The organism is Shewanella sp. ECSMB14101 (genome assembly GCF_000773485.1).
In the GTDB taxonomy this organism is placed as follows: Bacteria; Pseudomonadota; Gammaproteobacteria; order Enterobacterales; family Shewanellaceae; genus Shewanella; species Shewanella marisflavi.
This window is the reverse complement of sequence record NZ_JSFF01000017.1, coordinates 86,261-106,103: the sequence shown is the minus strand read 5'-3', so window position 1 is coordinate 106,103 and position 19,843 is coordinate 86,261. Positions and strand designations below refer to the sequence as shown.

The following is a 19,843-nucleotide window of genomic DNA, read 5'->3' as shown; positions in this document are numbered from 1 at the left end:
ACTACTGATGCGCGGTAATAATGTAGTCTTCCAGGCAACGCTGCAGCCAGAAAGGCGTGGTGACCTTGCCGCTGCTATCAAGCTTTAGCCATAGGTAAACCGTAGGGTGACTGAAGTTTTCTAAGATGATGTGGTCCTGCTCCGCATCTATCTTCTGCGCTCGCAGCCCCTTAATATTTCTGAAGAAGTTTACCGCTCCCTTCACCCCTATGATGATAATCGCATCTGAATTTAGCAGGCTATTGGCCGCACTACCGAGATCCGGCGCCGTCGCGTAGATCTGTAACTGCTTGCCCTGCCGTTTGGCATAATTGCCCAGTGGCGATCTGTTGGCGGGAAATGGCATGGTTCTGAGCTTAACCAGAGGATAATGAATCATGTTATCCACATTGGGGGCCTGCCAGATAGGATGATCTTCACGGGCGACAAGATAGCCACCACGATGTTGAATGACAGATTTAGACAAGATGGCACGATCACTGGCCCGCTCGAAACAAATGGCAGCAGCCACCTCATCATTAAGCAGTTGCTGCTGAGTCGATTCTCCCCAGGGGGAGGTGCCCACCATCAACTCATCATTCATGACGCTAAGCGCTGCCTGTTTAACGCTTTGGGTCAGGTTGACCTCCAGCTGCGGTACCGTTGCTATTTCAACATGTTCGCGCCCCTCACCCGCGACGCCGCGCATCAAGAGCTCGACCTGCTGACGGCACTGCAACATCTCACTAAAGAGGGGATAAAGATCATGGGCCCTATCGGTAGCCTGAAACTGACTCTCGCGGCGAATAAATAAGGGGTCATCAAATACGGCGCGCAGTGCCGCCAAGGCGCGGCTCACCTTGGGCTGTGACAGATCCAGATGATTCGCCACTTCGATGGCATTTTTCTTCACATAGACCTGACAAAATATCTCTATGGTCGCCAGCGAAATGTCCAGCAGCTTATCCTTTGGCATGGCTGGCTCCCTCACAATTTAAAATAACATTCCCCTGAATATAAGAGGTGATCTCCTGCTCCAACCATGGTGGCCGGTTGCCCGCGTCTCTTAGCTTAGTTAGGTAATGGCTATGACCATCGGCGCGTCGGTTAAGTAATCGGTTCTGATCTTCGGGCAGCGCCATGGCCGACAGGTTAGCCTTAGCACAGAGGAATGCCACGGCATCGCGATAACAGATAAGAGTGAGCGCATCGCTACGCTCCAGCTGGATCATCAGATCCGACAGCAGACAGACCTTAGCAACCAGGTTAATCGTCAGTCCGTGATCTAATGCATACAAGGCTAGCGGGTCATGTTCCAGCTCGAATTCGTGGCCATTAAAGCTGATATAGGGGTATTGCAAAATCGCCTCGACATCGGCTCTGGCGTCACCATGAAAGATTGGATGCTGCTGGTTACCCACCAGCACATAGGCATTTGCCCGAGCGACAAAATCTGACGCCAGACGCTCGGAGTTAAATGCCCGCAAGGTGATGGCCAAGTCCACATCCTGTCGAATAAGCAACTTATCGATATCATTACTACAAGGCTTGATGTTGAAGGTATAACGCTGCTTAAGCTGAGAAGCTTTGTCCTGCAGGTAGCTCAAGAGATTGAGCGAGATGGGCGGTGGGCAGGCAATCGTCAGCTCGGTATGCGCCAGCTCTGTGTCCTTATCGGAACAGGTAAGGCTCGCTTCAGAGAGGGCTAACATCCGCTTCAAATGGGGATAGATGCGCTGGGCAAAGGGAGTATGCTCAAAGCCATGTTGCCTGCGAACAAACAAGGGTTCATCGAAGGCATGCCGTAACGCCTTGAGGCTGCGACTAACTTTAGAAGATGCCACCCCCAGCTGCTGAGCCACCTCGGTGGCGCTTAAGGTATCAAACAGTAAGACAAAAACTTTAATATTAAATAGTGTATTAGCATTGATCTTGCTCATGCCTCTCCTTGGGAAATCACGCTTAAGTGCACACACGCTAATTTACGCTATGTCATCTGCCATTACGTTTATCCAGTGCAAACTTTTATCCCCAAATAAAGATATTTGTTAAATATGTGACATCGAAAAATGCCATTCACACCAGAGTGTAGATAACCAGAATCAGCGGCTAACCAGAAGGGCGGCAAACAAAATACCCAAAAAGAAACATAAGGATAGCGAAACAATCATCTTGCCTGGCAAAATTCACTTTTACCATTTGCATAATATGAATATGAGAGTTCCACTTTCTAAAAAGCGAGACACCTCACTAGCAAAACAGGTCAAAACAAGATAACTCGCCAAACCAAAGCGTCGGCGCAACAACAAACCACCACCAGCAACGCTCGCAAGCAGAATATAACGCACCCAAATCATTATTGTTAAAGTGATGTGCTTCATATCTGAAAAAAGCCCACTTCTTTAACATTTCTCCTGGCTATACCCCAGTGGTTTATCTTGGAGAAGAAATGATGATAACAACAAAAACAACCACACTGGCGGCACTTATCGCTTCGGCAATGATGCTGTCTGCTTGTGGAGATGGGAATGATGGAAAAGATGGTATCGATGGTGAAAATGGTCAGCCGGGCAATCCTGGCGCACCTGGCGCCGTCGGCTTACATATTGATATGGCTGAAGACACTATCGCCAATATCACCAATGCCAGTTACGCCGACGGTATCATTAGCGTCGATTTTGAACTGGAAAACCGTCAGGGCGTCGGTCTGTTTGGGTTAAGTGGCGAAAATCCGTTTCACGATTTCCGCTTTTCACTGGCGCAGCTGCAGACACATGAAGGCAGCGAGCTGAAACAGTGGATATCGCTACTCAACGACACCACCAACGATGACGGCACCACCTTTGAGCAAGGCTTCGAGAAAATTAAAGACTGCATCGAGTGCCTGGTCGATCATAATGATGGTAGCTACACCTACACCTTTAACACTAACCTCACCACTGCCGAAGATGCCGCAGGCATTGAGTTTAATCCCGACCTGACTCAACGCATTGCCATCGAAATGCAGTTCGAATATGACTCAGGCCATGAGCTGGCTGAGAATGCTCACTTCGACTGGATACCGTCAACCAATGGCACCGAAGGGATCGACACCCGTGAGTTAGTGACCATGCAAACCTGCTACACCTGTCACCAGGTCGATAGCCTCGAGGCACACGGTGGCCGTCGCTTAGACATGGAAAACTGCCAGGCCTGTCATAACGGTATCGTCACAGACCCTAATGCCATCTCGGTCGAGTTTGGCCATATGGTACACGCTATTCATATGGGGCCGCACCGTGAGGGTAAAGACGCTGACGGCAATGTCGTGCCTATGCCTTACACCATCGCAGGTTACGGTGGCGACCATGCCTTCGACTACCCCGCCTTCCCGACAAAGCCCTTCATGGACTGTGCGGCCTGCCACGTCGAAGATGAAAATCTGGCAGACAAAGATCTCTGGCTAGCCAACGCTAACGCCAATGCCTGTACTGGCTGTCACACCGACTCACCTGCCCAGCATAATTCAGACAAGAACCCGGCGCTGAGCTGCACCGATTGTCATAGCGCCGCCGTGCATGGTGATCACGCCAAGCCTTACCAGGCAGCGAAAGACTATGATGTCACCGTCAGCAAGGTCGCCATCTCAGCGGCAAACGAGATCAGCTTCGATATTGCGATAACCGACCCTGCTGGCAACCTGGTCAGCCAGGAAGAGGTGTATAAGCTGGGCTATAGCAAGCCCTACATGGTGGTGAGCTGGGACGTCGAAAAGGATTATCCCGACTTTGAACAGGCGCCCTACAGCCAGCGTCGTATCGACATCAAAGATCCCAACAAGGCTACCTGGAATGCCGACAACAGCGTCAGCGTCAAGGTGGCGATGAACTTCCCTGCCGACATCGCCTCACGCTCGTTAGAAGTCTTGCCAGTGCTAAAAGTTTGCTTTGCCGAAGGCAGCAGCAACCGCGTCAGCTGTGATGCGGACAATGCTTACCCAGCCTATGTGCAAACCGACGCCTATCGCACCGTGCTTAATGACAGCGAAGCCGTTGTTGCCGATCGCCGCGCCATCATCGACAGCCAAAGCTGTTACGGCTGTCACAGCTATGAGTTCTATCATGACTCTAACGGCGTTAACTGTATCGCCTGCCACACCAATGATAAGAAGCTCGGTTCAGTTGAAGATGCCAACGGCGATGCGGTTGCCTGGGGCGAGAAGAAGTCTACCAGCTTCATGTACAAAGCCCACAAGGCGAAAGGACATGACAACGGCCATGGCGGCAGCGGTACCTTGCTCAAGACTGACTGTATGACTTGTCACTCGGCCGAAGCTGGCTGGGGCGGTCTCTCCTACGGCTTCGAGCTAGGCCGTAACGCGGGACAAGCTCACACTGTGCCTAGCTTTATCCCTGGTAAGAGCAACGACCCAGCCGTTAATCCGGTAGAGACCTGGTATGCCTCTCCTGATGCGGCGGCCTGTATGAGTTGTCATCAGAAGTATCTCTCTGATGCCGCAGTCGCTCACATGCTTAACAACGGCGCCTATATTGGTGCTGACAAGGCCAACGCCAAGGCCGCTCGTGAAGCCTGCGCCACTTGTCATACTCCTGAGAAGCTGATGCACGCTCACGGTCATCAACTGTAAAACCCAAAGGTGCTCGCCCTCACCGAGCACCGAGTTCCACCCTGCAATGTCAAAGGCACCCTCCGGTGCCTTTTTTTGTCGCTAAACTTTTGGTTTAGCGGATAGGGGGGAGCGCCCGGCATGGCGAGTTAATGCCTTTCCTCAAGCGGGTTTTCTGTGTTGTAGCGTCTACCGGGGTTGTTGTTGGGATGCGAATTGAAGGTCGCACCTTCGTGGCAATCTAACGCCTGTCCGGCGGGGAGCGTTTGTTCATATTTCGCAGCAGTGGCCTCTGCCGTGATGGATATTGGGACGTAAGTTGAAGTCGTACCTTCATGGCAACCTAACGCCTGTCCGGCGGGGGATGTGCAAATTTCGCTGTTGTAGCGTCTATCGTGTGTGTTGCTGGGACGCGAGTTGAAGGTCGTACCTTCATGGCAATCTAACGCCTGTCCGGCGGGGATCGTGCAAACACTATTTTGGCTCGCTGTGAATATATCCCTATAAGCTCCACGGCGGCTTCCCTGCCGCCGAGGGCCAAAATCGTGTTTGCACTGGGTATCCAACGTCTCTTCGATTTAACGGTATTTGGCACGAGTAGCGAATCTAAAGGCTGGGTTATTTTTGCCCCGAAGTGAGTTGGTGGTCAGCCATACAGTCATATTTAAATTATGTGACTTTTGGGTGATTTTAAGTCTAAATCCGAGCGCGTTTTCTCATTCACACCTAAATTAATTAATTTAAAATCAACTGCTTAATCTATTCGTTAATATAGATAATAGGTTTGGGAAACGCGCATGCGCGTTTCTCCAGATGGTATATTTGGCAAAATGCTGATAATTTCATTACATACAGATAGTTAGCTGTGCGCGTATTCACTGGTCCAACGAGGTAAACGCGCATGCGCACTAATAAAATGTTAGATTTCTTGGAGTTTAAGTGGATATAGCTGATATCTCAGAAAAACTACAGAGGCTGATAGATGATGACCCGGCTCAAGCTATCAATGAAGCTTTACAACTTTCGGGAAACATCAATTTTGAATTGTTGAAGGCTGCTATTCTTGTAGATGCAGGGGCAATGGTTAAGAACCATGATGCCGTTCTCAAAGGAGTTGGAATATATCGTAATGCCGTTTCTAATTATCAAGACAACTCAGAATTAAAATATAACTTGGCCAACGGACTACATGCCTTGGCTCTGTCTACAGCATATAAAGACTTCAGTTGGTATCAAGAGACAGAAGATTTTAGATTAGAAGCAAGACAATATTTTTATGTGGCAGCAAATGCTCCTAATGCTTCACTTGACATAAGGTCTCAATCCTTCACCAATTTAGGAAATATTTTGTGGTCATCCTATCGTTGGGTAGAGGCATATGATTTCTACACACTAGCTCTGACAGAGAACCCTAGAAATGGAGTCGCAAGCTCAGGTGCATTAAAAATGCTCAGGTACGCATTGCAACAAGAGTTGGGTGACTACGAGTTGCTAGTAGAAGAGATTGAATATTTGGCAACCCATGTGAAGGAAAATCTAGAAACCATATACTCTTACACAGGCGGCTTTGGAGTAAAAGGCATTGTAGATGAGATTAAAGACATTCGTGCTGGAGACAAAAAGAAGCCTGCTAATGAGTGCGAAGAATATGAGAATTTTGTTGTTTCAAATAACCTAACATTATCTCCGACAATTCACTCTCATGAACATGACTCAGAATACTGGGATAATGTTAATATCTCGTCTGTAAGTGCTGATGTAAGCAGTAGTAGTTCAGTCCCTGAAATATTCGCCATGATAAACATTTTAAAATCTGACTACATACTTTCTAGACAACTATTTTTTAATGCTTCTAATCGACTGTTCAATGAAACGGGAAGCTATAACGACACTTTAAATTATGCTTGCTATGGAATTAATGAATCGGCTTTAGCTTTGGCGCAGCGTAGTGCATTAGATATTTTAGACAAAGTAGCTGTAGCTACTTTGTCCTATCTAGGGATTGGTGGAGCAAAGGGAACTTCGTTCAAACAGGCATGGTTCAAAAAAGCAAAAAAAGGCACAGATGAAAAAGAAGAGTTCAAGTCGGCAATTTTCCAAGAAATAGAAAATGGCAATACAGCACTGCTAGCATTGACCGAGGTATCTAGAGACCTATCAAATAAAATGGGTTTTCTGTCTAAAAAACAGGTGTCTAGAAACTCATCTACTCATAGGTTCACTGTATTTCATGATCTAGGAGATATTCCAACAAGCCGCTCTGGGTGTTTAGAGCATTTTGATTATGAAATGTTCTTAAAGGAATCGCTCAATACATTAAAATTAGCGAGAAGCTCAGTGATTTACTTTGTTCAAATGGTACTTATTCGAGAAAATAGGCTCTCAGCACAAAGGGATGGAATTGTAATGCCATTATTCGTTCCATCTCATGAGGAGATTCGTGGATACGATGAGTGAAATCTAACAAACGCGTCAATTAGGACGCTCGCAAGCTTGCGCCTATTACGCGGGCGTTATCCCATAGAAATTTTTATCCGAAACTGACAGGTTAGAATTAAGGCTTTAACTCGAAAATGTCCAAAAATGGCTTAACTTGAACAATTGTAAAGATCAAATGCGGCTAAATCGAAGAGATGAATAACTAGGTGTAGATACGCCGGTGAGCTTCCGAAACAGGGCCAAAAATGTTCCCTACATTTTTTGGCATTCCCTCCGTCCATGGAGGTCAGATGTTTCGGCAGAGCCTACAAGGAAGTATTCACGGCGTCTCACAGGCGTATCAGCACATATGGCCTGCCGCAGGCAATTCAAAAGAATGAAGGTCAACGCTGGAATTCGCTAATTCAGAGCAAAGTCAGTCGAAGCTGAAAACTTCTACTAAGGGCAAGTTAGCCCTCAGTCTCATCGTGTTCCATCCCAATGGCCTCTACCCCATCTGGTAGCGCACTCTCACTGATATCCACTATGGTGGAGCGGTTCATGGTGATCTTGTAGCGCGCGAATTGTGGCGGGTTGCGGCCTTCTTGCAGCGACAGTACCAGGTTGATCTGGTAGCGGCGCTCTACCGAGTCGCTGCTGATCTTACCGTCGGCCTCCTTATAGATCTTTGCCTTGCCCCGCTCAAGATAACGAGCGAAGGGTGCCAGGCTAAAGTTCACCTGCTCCTGTATGGTGGAGTAGCCCGCGAGGAAGCCTTTGTTAGCGATGCGGGAGTTGATGCCATAGTGCAATATGTCGGCATCGAGCTTATTTTGGCTGTGACGGCGCCTTAGGATCTCGTCGATCTCCTCGGGCAGGTCCTTAGACTTGATAAAGTCTATCCACACGTGCTGTTTAGCGATCATCGCCTGACTGGTGGTGTCGCGCAGAATGCGGCTCCAACGAGGGCGCCCCTTCTGAATCACTCGCCACAGGGCATTACGAATATCTTCTTTGAAGATCTCACGAAAACCGTAGATCACCGCCAGGGTAAACACCAAGGCCATGGTGAGGCCGCTAAAGACCCCTTGGGCCTTGATGATAAGCGTTGAAACCACCAGCATCACAAAGGCGGTGGCTATCCCTGTGGTCATTTTCTTCAGTCCTACGCCAAGACGCTTCTGCTCCTCTTTTAATACAACCCCTTGCTGGATCAAACGGCGCAGCAGCAACATCTTATTGGAGATACGGTTAGGATCATTCAGGGTCTGAGCCGAGTTGTAGTTCTTGCTGTCGCGATAGCTACTCTCGCTGCGGCACAGGTTAATCACCTCTTCAACCACCTCGCTGTAATCACTGCTACGTGGCGCATGGGACATCAGCTTCAACAACTGCTGCTCGCAGAACCAGGAGAGATAGTTATCTGAGTTTTCGAAATAGTGTTTCCACTTAGGGTCGCTGGGCTCGTTACGGCGAAACTTCTTCAGTAGCTGAGTCACTATCTCGCTCAGCTCTTTGAGCGAGGTATAAAACTTCTCGATATCTTCTACCTGAGCCAGCTCCTTGCTGTCGGTCTCAATCGCCACGGCAAACTGGTAGGCAAATAGGTTCAGGTAGAGCCTGAACTCCTCTACGGTACGTTTCTTCTGGCTGATAAAACGCCCCTGCACCAGAGGAAGATGCAAGCCCGAAGAGTAATAGGAGCGTCGACCGGCAATCGCGGCATGGTAATACTCTTCCTCATCAAGGCTTTGGGAATTGATCCCCATCTCCTTGGGCAGAAAGAAATAGAGGTCGAGCCGCCTATGGTCACCCACCTTCATCTGATGGGTAAACTTAATCGACAGTGACTCTTCCTGCTTGATATTAACCTTAGACACAAAACCTCAGAATTATGGAATTATTTCAGTAATTTAGAAACTAACATCCTGAGTATAGCCGAAGAGTGGCTATTGCACTATACGGCAACCACAGACGGTGTTGCTAGGCTGAAACAATACCACGGCATAGTCCCTGTGGGGATCTAATTCCAGCGGTTCAATAGATAAATTATGCATCCCCTTACTGTCTAAGTTAAAGGAGCTGATGTAAGAGAGATATTGCATATGTCTGGGCATGGCCTCGGTGGATTCGGCGCCACTCTCCTCCTTGGTCTCTACCGAAAAATGGTAGCGTCCACTGTGCTTATCGATCTCGAAATACTTGCCCTGCATGCGTATGGTGCCGGCCGACGTGCCGTCGAGGTTAAAATAGCGATAGTTGATCTGCGCCTGCTGCTGCTTGGCCATGATATCGACCAATAGGTAGTGGCGCCCTTCAGCATTGGCATTATCGCGGCGATCGAATAACTCTGAGCTACAGCTCAGCATCAAACTCTCGCTAGGGTTAAGGTAGCGATAACTAATGGTTATGCTAACCGCCAACAGCGCCAGCACTAAGAAGTTGATCGCCCACAGCACCTTTCTATTCACACAAAGATACCTCTTTAAACCAGACATCGGAGATAAACACCTTCTGTTGCCTGTAATCGGTTAACTTAAGGTTGCGCACCAAGGACTGCCCCATCCTCTCGCCGCGCATCGTGATATTAAAGACCTGTTTATCGTGAGAAAGCGACATATAGACCTCTTTCCAAGGCGATGACTCGCAGTGGCCAAACGCCTGAGACATCTTCTCAGACAGACGCAATAGCGAAGTGTTATTGGTCTTAGATTTTGCGTAGCTGATAAACATCACCTTCTGCCCAGACTCCAAGGTAATGCTATGACGCAGATAAGGCTCTGTGTGCTCTATCTCAAAATTAACCGAGGAGAACAGCTGCAGTGACACCAGGACGCCAAGCAGCAAGACAATCAGTCCAACCCAGAGTTTGATCCAGCGATGACGCTTACCAAACAACCAGGCCAACACCGCCTCAATCCGCTCACCTAAACCATAGGGCTCACGACTCACACTCGCCTGCACCGTTGAGGGCACCGCGTTTTCAAGGCGTAGGCGATAACCCTTACCCTTGACGGTTTCTATCATATGCTCATGAAGCGGGCCGAGAAATGAGCGCAACATAAAGACGGCACGCGCCACCGACGAGTCACTTAAAGGAGCATGCTCATCATCGCCCGCCCCTAAGACCCGCTTAGCCACCACTTTGTCATTATTGGCCAGTAAGAGTGATAAGACCTGCAATTCAGCGCGCGGCAGATACCACTCTTCACCCGTCAATTCATTGGTGAGCACGCCTTTATGTCTGTCAAATCGGCAATCGCCCAGTTGCATCTTGGTTACTCTGTCATCCGGATGCAAATAATCTTATGCAAGCTAGCAAAAAAAATCTGTGATCCCCTCTATCTCCTAGAAAGTCATGTAAAAAATATCCTTAACAAGAATAAGGAAAATAAACCTCTGTGACTTCCGCCTCTTTCTTCACGCTCAACACGTCGATATTTATAAGCGCGCAAAAACCCGTAAATTAACATGAATTTTACAAATAAGGTGACACAGATCGCATCACAACCGCCCACGCCGATAATCTAACGGGGTATTGATTCAGATAGCCGATACAAAACATTAGAAAAACCTGTGATAACGAACTCTCTCCTATCCCAAGGCTTCATCTGACTCAAATCACACTATTTGCAATCTACCAGGGCCACACTGGCTCCAAGTTCAAAACGGCGCATCTTTTAGTTTGTGCCAACAACAAAAATAACATCTATCCAAGTGAGGACATTGTCATGACCATCAATAGACGCCAAGCACTTAGCCAAATCATCGGCATCAGCACAGCGGCGGCGGGCGCCACCCTTATGGGCACATCAGCCTTCGCCGCTACCGACGAACAAGGTAATTACAAACTGGAGTTAGGCGAAAAGCTTAAGTATGTTCCCCTCGATCCTATGGCAACCGCCAAGCTAGCTTATGAGACTGGCGGTGGATGTATGCACCAGGTCTTCCATGCCTTGGTGACTATGTTAGCTAACTCTAGCAGCGCCGATGCCGACAAGTTCAAAACGATTCCTACCGCGCTGGCTGGTTATGGCTGGGCGGGTATTGTTGGTCAGGGCACAGTGTGTGGTAACAACAACGCTACCGGTATGTTGGTGAACATCTTAGACGATATCAACGGCCAAAACGCTGCAGTTATTGGCGCCTCTTTCCGCTACTACGAAGTGACAGAGCTGCCTTTCTCAAGCGACGAATTTGTTGCTGGCATAGGTTCAACCGCCGAGAAAACCGCTCTGGTAGGTAAGTCATCGGTTGCCAACAGCATCCTGTGTCACTCTTCTATCAGTAACTGGTCTAAAGCTTCAGGCTTTACCTTCAGCCAGAAGGGTGAGCGCTGTAAGCGTCTATCGGCTTCTGTTGCTTATCACGTGGTTGAGCTGCTGAACCGCGCCTATAAGGGCGAAGATATCTCGGCGCTACCTGAATCAAAGCCTTCACAAGAAGCGCAGGCCTGCCAAAGCTGTCACGGTGTAGAGACTACCATGGGTAGTGCAGCCAGCGTGAAGTCAGATATGGAATGTACGACTTGCCATACCGGCCACTTTAACTAAAGGAGCAGGTCATGAATGAGAAGTTATTAACAGCTCTATTAGCAACACTGCTAATGTGCGGCGGTTGCGGTAGTGACGATAATGATGACGATGACGGCGGTGTGATCATTCCGCCTCCACCAGTCACCATAGATGCCGGTGAGGCCTTGGCCATCAACCTGACTCTGGCCGAATTTGACGGCGAGACAGGCACCCTGAGCTTTGCCTTAACAGATGATGACGGCTTGGCAATTACCAATGCCAAAGAGTACAACATCGTCTACTTTGGTTTCCCTGATGGCGAATCAAAGTCAAGCAATGCCAAGGCTTGGAAACATTGGCACGTGACGCAAAGCTATCAATGCGATAGCGCCGCTGGCGACTGCCAGGGCATGCTAGAAGAAACAGATAATGGCCAATACAGCTTTAGTGCAACCGATCTAGACTGGGATGCCAATACCGCTCCTGGTTCGGTTGAAGAATTTAAAGTTGCCATAGAGATCAAAGGTGCCAAGGCGACCAACGAACTGGTTCTGCTCCCCTCCACTTAACCCACTGCACCACTTTGGGGGCCATCACCTAGTGTGTGGCCCTTTTTTTATGTCCCATAGGCAAAGTTCGACACGCACACAAAATAGCGCTGAACCGGCCAAAGCAAGGCTAGCAAAAACAAAGCGAGGTGAGGTTATTGCTCGCGGATAAACTCTCTTAAAGCAGGAAGATAATTGAAAGGCTCAAAGACAGAATAAACGAGCAGAATTAGCAGTAATAACTGAGAAATCAACAAGATATACTGCTGATTCGTCATACGTTTTGTGGGGCCACTCCCCACTAAATCAAGATTAGACGAAAGCTTATGATGCAGTATGTAGCCCTGATTATCGATGGACTCCAGTAACTTGCCAGAGGGGGTTCCTAAAAAGAAGCGAATGCGATCAACCGCCTGAACGAGACGGGCCATATTTGCCTCCTCTTCGGGCAGCGCCGCCAGCAGCTCGGCATGGGACAGCACCTGACCTCTGTGATTGGTCAATAATTTGAGTACGGCAAACTCCGCACATGGCATACGCCAACTGGTGTCATTGTCCTGGTTTGATAGGGTCGATTGCGACTGATCAAACCAACAGCTACCTATCTGCATTAAAAATTCTCACACTAACGAGTACAACTATTTATCTCGGGGTGCCTAAGCAACCTAGGCCTACAGTGTGACATTTAAGCGGGGTAACTTTCGTGACTAAAAGCACATAACCCATTAAAATAACTGAATAATTATGATACATCCAGATACAGATTTAAGCCTAATTAGACTTGGATTAAGCCTGTATTCAGCCTGAATTTTGCTCAAAAAAAAGACGCCCTTTAGGGCGCCATTTTTTTATGCATAAGATCAGTATATTAGAATGAATACAACAAGGTCATATTGGTTTCTGTATCTGTACTCTTCTTGTCATCCAGCGGTTCGCTGTTATAACGCACGATCACAGCAAATTTCATCGCCAGAGCACCCACAATGTTAGCAGTGATAGATGTCTCTGAACGTCCTTCCAGGCTTTCACCATAGTCAGCGACAAATAGCTGCTTGAATTTAGAGTTGTCGGTGATCTCTGTTTCGAAGTTAATCACCCCGTGCGCCACCCAGCTCTCTTCGGTGTCATAACCCGCTTCAGCGGCGCTCACATCGTCCAGACGCTTGTACTGGAAACCCGGACCCACTTCGATGGCAAAGGTTGTCTTTTCGGTATCGACAAACTTATGACCATAACCCACTGATACTGTCGACTTTGAGTCAAAACCAGTGAAAGGATCTATCTCATGGTTAGCATTGGCAAACATATAATTGATATCGCTGAACTTATAGTTACCCTGCACCAGACCGTAGTAGCGCTTACCTGTCTCTTCACCACTATCTTCTTTATAGAGGGCTTCTAGCAGGTATTGGTTTTCCCAGTTACCCAGCTCATGCTTCATATCCAGACGCCCTTTAAGCGAAGTCGTCTCAGTATTACCTGTGGTCACTGTCGCACCCACTTCAGCATCTGCCGCAAAGGTTCTATCACCCTTAACAAAATCGGCACCCGCGTGCGCTGCAAAGGGGGCTGCCATCAGGATAGCCGTAGCTGTCAGCAATTTTTTCATTATCGATTTACCTATAGTTCCAAGTCCCTTAAAAATTGGCGCAATATTAACATCCAGCACACAGAAATGACAATTGCACTTGCCTTTTCAGCAAATTGAACTACCGAAAGTACCAAAAAGAAGCGTAAATCCTACCTTCAGCGTGACTCTAGCTTGTCTTGTTCGGCTTACATTAAGCAAAAAAAAGCCCACCAAGAAGGTGGGCTCTTTCATGTGAAGCAGATTAGTTCACTTGTGGATCTAATTCACCAGACTGGTAAGCCTTATACATGGCTTGCAGCGACTTAGGCTTGATCTTAGAGGCCATGCCTGCCGCACCGAAGGCTTCGTAGCGTACGGTACAGATATCCGCCATCGCGTCCATAGAAGCTTTCAGGAACTTACGTGGATCGAATTCGCTTGGGTTCTCAGCCAGGAACTTACGTACTGCACCGGTAGAAGCCAGACGCAGGTCAGTATCGATGTTAACTTTACGCACACCGTGCTTGATACCTTCAACGATCTCTTCCAGTGGCACGCCATAAGTTTCAGGGATAGCGCCACCATATTGGTTGATCACTTCCAGCCACTCTTGTGGCACAGAAGATGAGCCGTGCATTACCAGGTGAGTGTTTGGAATACGGGCGTGGATCTCTTTGATACGGTCGATACGCAGCACATCACCGGTAGGCTTGCGGCTAAACTTGTAAGCACCGTGGCTGGTACCGATAGCAATGGCCAGTGCATCAACGTGAGTATCGGCAACGAAACGCGCCGCTTCTTCTGGCGTAGTGAGCAGTTGCTCTTCGCTCAGGATACCTTCGGCGCCAACACCATCTTCTTCACCGGCTTGTCCAGTTTCAAGGCTACCCAGACAACCGATCTCACCCTCAACCGACACACCACAGGCGTGAGCAAAGGCAACCGTCTTGCGGGTCACATCAACGTTGTACTCGTAAGACGCAGGTGTCTTACCATCAGCCATCAGAGAGCCGTCCATCATCACAGATGACATACCCAGCTGAATTGAACGCTGACATACGTCAGGATGAGTACCGTGATCCTGGTGGATACACACAGGGATATCTGGGTACTGCTCAAGTGCCGCCGCCATCAGATACTTAAGGAACTGAGGACGGGCATACTTACGTGCACCGGCTGATGCCTGAACAATCACAGGGCTGTCAGTAGCTTCTGCCGCCTGCATGATGGCGCGCATCTGCTCCAGGTTGTTCACGTTGAATGCGGGAACGCCATATCCATGCTCTGCGGCATGATCTAGCAGTTGACGTAGGGAAATTAAGGCCATTTTTAACTCCAATAATAGGGTGGTGTTCGGGCAGTACCCGCTCAGCCACCGAGGTCACTATCGTTTGGACAGATTTTGATACCGACAGTCAGTGCATGCATCCTGTGCGCCTTAACCGTCGGCGGTTTCTTATAATACTAATTATTTTTTACTTATTCGCCGCGGCTTTCCAGCATAGCCACAGCAGGCAGTTCCTTACCTTCCAGGAACTCTAGGAAGGCACCACCACCGGTAGAGATGTAAGAGACCTTGTCGGCAATACCATACTTGTCCACTGCCGCTAGGGTGTCACCACCGCCGGCAATAGAGAAGGCTGATGACTCGGCGATCGCCTGGGCGATACGCTTGGTGCCTTCACCGAATTGGTCGAACTCGAACACACCCACAGGGCCATTCCAGACGATGGTACCAGCGCTCTTGAGGATCTCAGCCAGAGCTTCTGCGCTATCTGGGCCGATGTCGAAGATCATATCTTCATCCGCGACCTGATCGACCGCCTTAAGGGTTGCGCTCGCCGTTGGGCTGAACTCGCCAGCAACGACAACGTCAGTTGGCACAGGGATGTCGCCGCCACGGCTCTGGGCATTGGCGACCAGACGCTTGGCTTCATCGATAAGATCCGCTTCATAGAGCGACTTACCTACGTTGTGGCCAGCCGCCGCAATAAAGGTGTTAGCGATACCGCCACCAACCACTAGCTGATCGACAATACCTGAGAGACTCTCAAGTACAGTCAGCTTGGTTGAGACCTTAGAACCACCGACAATAGCCACCAGCGGACGCGCCGGGTTATCCATCGCCTTACCTAGCGCTTCCAGCTCACCGGCCAGAAGAGGACCCGCACAAGCCACAGGGGCATACAGACCAACGCCATGAGTCGAAGCCTGGGCGCGATGCGCGGTGCCGAAGGCATCCATCACATACACATCACACAGGGCCGCAAGCTTCTTAGCTAGCGCCTCGTCATTCTTCTTCTCACCCACGTTGAAGCGTACGTTCTCAAATACCACGACTTCGCCGACATTGGCTTCTACACCGTCGAGATAGTCTTTAGCCAGACGTACCGGGCAATCCAGCGCTTTGTCCAGGTAATCCACAACAGGCTGCATAGAAAATTCGCTGTTGTATTCGCCTTCGGTCGGACGGCCTAAGTGAGACATCACCATCACGGCCGCGCCTTTTTCCAGCGCCAGCTTGATGGTCGGCAAAGAGGCACGCAGACGCGCATCGCTGGTCACCACACCATTGCTTACCGGAACATTGAGGTCTTCACGGATAAGCACACGCTTGCCCTGAAGATCTAACGCTGACATATTGATAATCGCCATTTCACGTTTCCTTAAGTGTAAAGTTAAAAGTAAAAGTTAAAGCAAAACTGAGTTACCCACCGCCAGGACGCTTCACTGGCCACGGATTAAAAACTTTAAAATCAGGCTCTGACGGCCTTTATCATCTCTAAACTGGTGTCCAACATACGGTTGGCAAAGCCCCACTCGTTATCACACCACAAGAGCAATTTGACCAGATGGCCGTCGCTCACCCGCGTCTGGGTGCCATCGACGATACTGGATCTGGGATCATGATTAAAATCGCACGATACCAATGGCGCATTAGTATAGCCTACAACCCCTTGATATGAGCCATTTGCCGCCTGAGATAATACCTGGTTCACTGTATCGATATCGACACGTTTATCTAAGGTGACCGATAAGTCAATTGCCGTCACATTAATTGTTGGCACGCGCACAGATATCGCCTCAAACTTATCCTTCATCTCAGGCAGGATGCGCTCAATTCCTCTGGCCAGCTTGGTATCTACCGGAATGATAGATTGTCCCGCCGCACGGGTACGTCTGAGGTCATCATGATAGGCGTCGATCACCTGCTGATCGTTCATCGCCGAGTGAATCGTGGTAATGGCACCACTATGTACCTTAAAGGCGCGGTCAAGCACCTGAATGATAGGCACTAAACAATTGGTGGTGCAGGAGGCGTTAGAGACGATTTGGTGCTCGGCCTTGAGATCTTGATGATTCACACCATAGACTATGGTGGCATCCACATCGCTCGATGAAGGGTGGCTGATCAATACCTGCTTTGCCCCCGCCTTGATATGAGCCTCACAGGCCTGGCGATCGATAAGGGCACCAGTGGCCTCGAACACGATATCGACATCCAGAGATTGCCAGGGCAACTTTTCAGCGTCGGGCTCATGGATTAATAAGATACGGTCGTCCCCGATAGTCATCACATTGTCGTCGAGTGACGCAGAAGATTGAAAGCGACCATGGGTGGTATCGTATTGGGTGAGGTGAAGCATGGCTTCGGGTTTGGCGAGTTCATTAATGGCGACAATCTGGATCTTATCCCGCTTGCCAGACTCATAGAGGGCACGAAGAATCGAGCGACCAATTCGGCCATAACCATTAATAGCAACTTTAATCATTTAAGTGCTTCTACTCCTAACACCGTCCTGAGATAGGCATTCCTGAATGCGACAACGGCCTATCGTTATCGATAAGCCGGGTCATCATGGCATAGAGCAACTGCTTGCCCTATGCCTTTTGGGTGGCACTAGGCCTTATAAAATGGCGTTTGCCTTGGCTACAACATTGTCAACGGTGAAACCGAAGTGCTTCATCAGATCGCCGCCTGGTGCAGACTCACCGAAGGTGGTCATGCCCACAACCGCGCCGTCGAAACCGACATACTTGTGCCAGTAATCAACGTGAGCCGCTTCAATAGCCACACGCTTAGTGACAGACTTAGGCAGTACAGACTCTTTGTAAGCCGCATCTTGTGCGTCGAACACGTCGGTCGATGGCAGAGACACTACACGTACCGCCTTACCTTGCTCGGTCAGCGCCTTGGCTGAATCCAGTGCTAACTGCATCTCGCTACCGGTTGCGATCAGGATAAGATCTGGCGTACCGGCACAGTCTTGCATCACGTAACCACCCTTAGCGATGTTAGCCAGTTGCTCATCGGTGCGCGCCTGTGCAGGCAAACCTTGACGGCTGAAGATCAAAGAGGTCGGCGCCTTACGACGTTCGATAGCCATCTTCCAAGCCACAGCCGTTTCAGCCGCATCACATGGACGCCATACCATCATGTTTGGTGTCATGCGCAGGTTAGCCAGCTGCTCAACCGGTTGGTGAGTCGGGCCATCTTCACCCTGACCGATAGAGTCATGGGTATAAACGAAGATGTTTTGAATGCCCATCAGCGCTGACATACGTACCGCGTTACGTGCATACTCCATGAACATCATGAAGGTTGCGCCATAGTTGATGAAACCACCGTGCAGCGAGATACCGTTCATGATGCCGCTCATACCGAATTCACGTACACCGTAGTAGATGTAGTTACCCGCTGGATCTTCCTGAATGCCCTTAGAACCAGACCATAGAGTCAGGTTAGAACCTGCCAGGTCAGCCGAACCGCCGAGCAGTTCAGGTAGGATGGCACCGAAAGCACCGATAGCGTTTTGTGACGCCTTACGGCTAGCAATGCTTTCGCCTTTCTCTTGACACTCTTTGATGAATGCCTGTGCTTTTTCTTCGAAATCGGCTGGCAGTTCACCAGTGATCACGCGGCGCTTATATTCTGCAGCCAGTTCTGGGTAGGCAGCCTCGTAAGCGGCCAACTTCTCATTCCAGGCAGACTCGTTAGCCGCGCCCACTTCTTTAGCATCCCAACCTGCATAAACGTTTTCTGGGATCTCGAACGGTGCGTGTTCCCAACCCAGGAACTCACGTGCCGCGGCAATTTCCGCATCACCCAGTGGCGCGCCGTGACAGTCGTGGCTACCAGACTTGTTTGGCGAACCGAAACCGATAACCGTTTTGCAGCAGATCATGCTTGGCTTGTCGGTAACTGACTTAGCCTCTTCGATAGCCGCGCGAATCGCGTCGCTGTCATGACCATCAACACCGGCGATCACATGCCAGCCGTAAGATTCGAAACGCTTAGCTGTGTCGTCGGTAAACCAGCCCTCAACATGACCATCGATAGAGATACCGTTGTCATCCCAAAACGCAATCAGCTTGCCAAGACCTAGGGTGCCCGCCAGTGAACACGCCTCGTGAGAGATACCTTCCATCAGACAGCCATCGCCCAGGAAGCAGTAGGTGAAGTGATCGACGATATCATGACCCGGACGGTTAAATTGCGCCGCCAGTGTCTTCTCGGCAATCGCCATACCCACGGCGTTGCTGATACCAGCGCCTAGAGGACCAGTGGTGGTTTCAACACCTGGGGTGTAACCATATTCTGGGTGACCCGGCGTCTTAGAATGCAATTGACGGAAGCTCTTCAGCTCTTCGATTGGCAATGCATAACCTGTTAGGTGCAGCAGAGAGTAAATCAGCATTGAACCGTGACCGTTAGATAGGATGAAACGATCGCGATCGACCCACTCTGGGTTATTCGGGTTGTGCTTAAGGAAGTCATTCCAAAGCACTTCAGCGATATCAGCCATTCCCATTGGGGCACCAGGGTGACCAGAGTTGGCTTTTTGAACGGCATCCATACTTAACACACGGATAGCGTTTGCGAGTTCTTTACGAGATGACATGCTCTCTCCTGCTGATTTTATGTTGGGGATTTTGCGGGCAATAATTGGGGGCATATTTTCCCCTACTCGCGGATGGGACGCAAATAAAATTCACCGATTCCCTTAGATTAAATCCATATAGCCGCTAATTTCCCCCACCTAGGGTCCGCCGCTATTTGCCCTTTACTGGGGCTAACGGAATAAGATTGACCACACCAAGCCAGGCAGATTTGATCACCCGCTCAATCTCGCCCGTATCGAAATAAGATAGTTTTAAGTTAGACAAAGCAACTAAAGGTTATAAATAACATAACCTTAGATAACAA

General features: G+C 49.3%; 15 protein-coding genes. 4 read left to right on the top strand and 11 right to left on the bottom strand.

From position 1 onward, the window contains the following. Nucleotide 1: 1 nt before the first annotated feature. Both NY07_RS13850 and NY07_RS13845 read right to left on the bottom strand, forming a co-directional pair. Nucleotides 2–955, bottom strand: a complete 954-nt coding sequence (locus NY07_RS13850; protein WP_033539951.1) for a LysR family transcriptional regulator — start codon at nt 953–955, stop codon at nt 2–4. Beyond that, nucleotides 942–1,919, bottom strand: coding sequence for a LysR family transcriptional regulator (locus NY07_RS13845; protein ID WP_033539950.1), 978 nt, complete (start codon nt 1,917–1,919; stop codon nt 942–944). Before NY07_RS13845 ends, NY07_RS13850 begins: the two co-directional genes overlap by 14 nt. Nucleotides 1,920–2,428: 509 nt before the next feature. Here NY07_RS13845 and NY07_RS13840 point away from each other — a divergent pair. Continuing rightward, the gene (locus NY07_RS13840) at nt 2,429–4,606 is read left to right on the top strand and encodes an OmcA/MtrC family decaheme c-type cytochrome (protein WP_033539949.1); all 2,178 of its coding nucleotides are present in this window, start codon (nt 2,429–2,431) and stop codon (nt 4,604–4,606) included. Nucleotides 4,607–5,524: 918 nt separating this feature from the next. After that, nucleotides 5,525–7,042, top strand: coding sequence for an LA2681 family HEPN domain-containing protein (locus NY07_RS13835; RefSeq protein WP_033539948.1), 1,518 nt, complete (start codon nt 5,525–5,527; stop codon nt 7,040–7,042). 431 nt (nt 7,043–7,473) lie between these two features. Here the strand turns inward: NY07_RS13835 and NY07_RS13830 are convergent, their stop codons facing one another. The 3 genes from NY07_RS13830 to NY07_RS13820 form a co-directional block, all read right to left on the bottom strand. Beyond that, nucleotides 7,474–8,883: a hypothetical protein gene (locus NY07_RS13830; protein ID WP_033539947.1), complete on the bottom strand. Its 1,410-nt coding sequence runs from the start codon at nt 8,881–8,883 to the stop codon at nt 7,474–7,476. A gap of 69 nt (nt 8,884–8,952) precedes the next feature. Further along, nucleotides 8,953–9,474: a hypothetical protein gene (locus NY07_RS13825; RefSeq protein ID WP_033539946.1), complete on the bottom strand. Its 522-nt coding sequence runs from the start codon at nt 9,472–9,474 to the stop codon at nt 8,953–8,955. Beyond that, entirely contained in the window at nt 9,467–10,276 is an 810-nt protein-coding gene (locus tag NY07_RS13820; protein ID WP_033539945.1) for a winged helix-turn-helix domain-containing protein, read from the bottom strand. The genes NY07_RS13825 and NY07_RS13820 overlap by 8 nt, the downstream gene beginning before the upstream one ends. Before the next feature lie 458 nt (nt 10,277–10,734). Here NY07_RS13820 and NY07_RS13815 point away from each other — a divergent pair, with 458 nt between their 5' ends. After that, entirely contained in the window at nt 10,735–11,556 is an 822-nt protein-coding gene (locus tag NY07_RS13815) for a hypothetical protein (protein WP_033539944.1), read from the top strand. 11 nt (nt 11,557–11,567) lie between these two features. Further along, a complete protein-coding gene (locus NY07_RS13810; protein ID WP_033539943.1) occupies nt 11,568–12,086 on the top strand; it encodes a hypothetical protein in 519 nt (172 codons plus the stop codon). A 134-nt stretch (nt 12,087–12,220) separates the two neighbouring features. Here NY07_RS13810 and NY07_RS19040 read toward each other — a convergent pair whose 3' ends face one another. From NY07_RS19040 to tkt, 6 genes are all read right to left on the bottom strand, one after another. After that, nucleotides 12,221–12,676: a winged helix-turn-helix domain-containing protein gene (locus NY07_RS19040; RefSeq protein WP_052125704.1), complete on the bottom strand. Its 456-nt coding sequence runs from the start codon at nt 12,674–12,676 to the stop codon at nt 12,221–12,223. A gap of 257 nt (nt 12,677–12,933) precedes the next feature. After that, the gene (locus tag NY07_RS13800; RefSeq protein WP_033539942.1) at nt 12,934–13,674 is read right to left on the bottom strand and encodes a DUF481 domain-containing protein; all 741 of its coding nucleotides are present in this window, start codon (nt 13,672–13,674) and stop codon (nt 12,934–12,936) included. A gap of 223 nt (nt 13,675–13,897) precedes the next feature. Beyond that, the gene (gene fba / locus NY07_RS13795; RefSeq protein ID WP_033539941.1) at nt 13,898–14,962 is read right to left on the bottom strand and encodes a class II fructose-bisphosphate aldolase; all 1,065 of its coding nucleotides are present in this window, start codon (nt 14,960–14,962) and stop codon (nt 13,898–13,900) included. A 152-nt stretch (nt 14,963–15,114) separates the two neighbouring features. Continuing rightward, entirely contained in the window at nt 15,115–16,290 is a 1,176-nt protein-coding gene (locus NY07_RS13790; RefSeq protein WP_033539940.1) for a phosphoglycerate kinase, read from the bottom strand. A 101-nt stretch (nt 16,291–16,391) separates the two neighbouring features. Then, on the bottom strand, nt 16,392–17,408 hold the full coding sequence (epd, locus tag NY07_RS13785) for an erythrose-4-phosphate dehydrogenase (protein WP_033539939.1): 1,017 nt from the start codon (nt 17,406–17,408) through the stop codon (nt 16,392–16,394). A gap of 135 nt (nt 17,409–17,543) precedes the next feature. Then, nucleotides 17,544–19,538 carry a transketolase gene (tkt, locus tag NY07_RS13780; protein WP_033539938.1) on the bottom strand — a complete coding sequence of 665 codons (1,995 nt, stop codon included), beginning with the start codon at nt 19,536–19,538 and terminating at the stop codon, nt 17,544–17,546. Nucleotides 19,539–19,843: the final 305 nt, after the last annotated feature.

What these genes read in the sequence shown, in the direction of transcription:
- fba (WP_033539941.1), bottom strand. Translation starts at nt 14,962, where the DNA reads ATGGCCTTAATTTCCCTACGTCAACTGCTAGATCATGCCGCAGAGCAT.
- NY07_RS13790 (WP_033539940.1), bottom strand. Translation starts at nt 16,290, where the DNA reads ATGGCGATTATCAATATGTCAGCGTTAGATCTTCAGGGCAAGCGTGTG.
- NY07_RS13815 (WP_033539944.1), top strand. Translation starts at nt 10,735, where the DNA reads ATGACCATCAATAGACGCCAAGCACTTAGCCAAATCATCGGCATCAGC.
- NY07_RS13840 (WP_033539949.1), top strand. Translation starts at nt 2,429, where the DNA reads ATGATGATAACAACAAAAACAACCACACTGGCGGCACTTATCGCTTCG.
- NY07_RS13820 (WP_033539945.1), bottom strand. Translation starts at nt 10,276, where the DNA reads ATGCAACTGGGCGATTGCCGATTTGACAGACATAAAGGCGTGCTCACC.
- NY07_RS19040 (WP_052125704.1), bottom strand. Translation starts at nt 12,676, where the DNA reads ATGCAGATAGGTAGCTGTTGGTTTGATCAGTCGCAATCGACCCTATCA.
- NY07_RS13800 (WP_033539942.1), bottom strand. Translation starts at nt 13,674, where the DNA reads ATGAAAAAATTGCTGACAGCTACGGCTATCCTGATGGCAGCCCCCTTT.
- tkt (WP_033539938.1), bottom strand. Translation starts at nt 19,538, where the DNA reads ATGTCATCTCGTAAAGAACTCGCAAACGCTATCCGTGTGTTAAGTATG.
- NY07_RS13845 (WP_033539950.1), bottom strand. Translation starts at nt 1,919, where the DNA reads ATGAGCAAGATCAATGCTAATACACTATTTAATATTAAAGTTTTTGTC.
- epd (WP_033539939.1), bottom strand. Translation starts at nt 17,408, where the DNA reads ATGATTAAAGTTGCTATTAATGGTTATGGCCGAATTGGTCGCTCGATT.
- NY07_RS13810 (WP_033539943.1), top strand. Translation starts at nt 11,568, where the DNA reads ATGAATGAGAAGTTATTAACAGCTCTATTAGCAACACTGCTAATGTGC.
- NY07_RS13850 (WP_033539951.1), bottom strand. Translation starts at nt 955, where the DNA reads ATGCCAAAGGATAAGCTGCTGGACATTTCGCTGGCGACCATAGAGATA.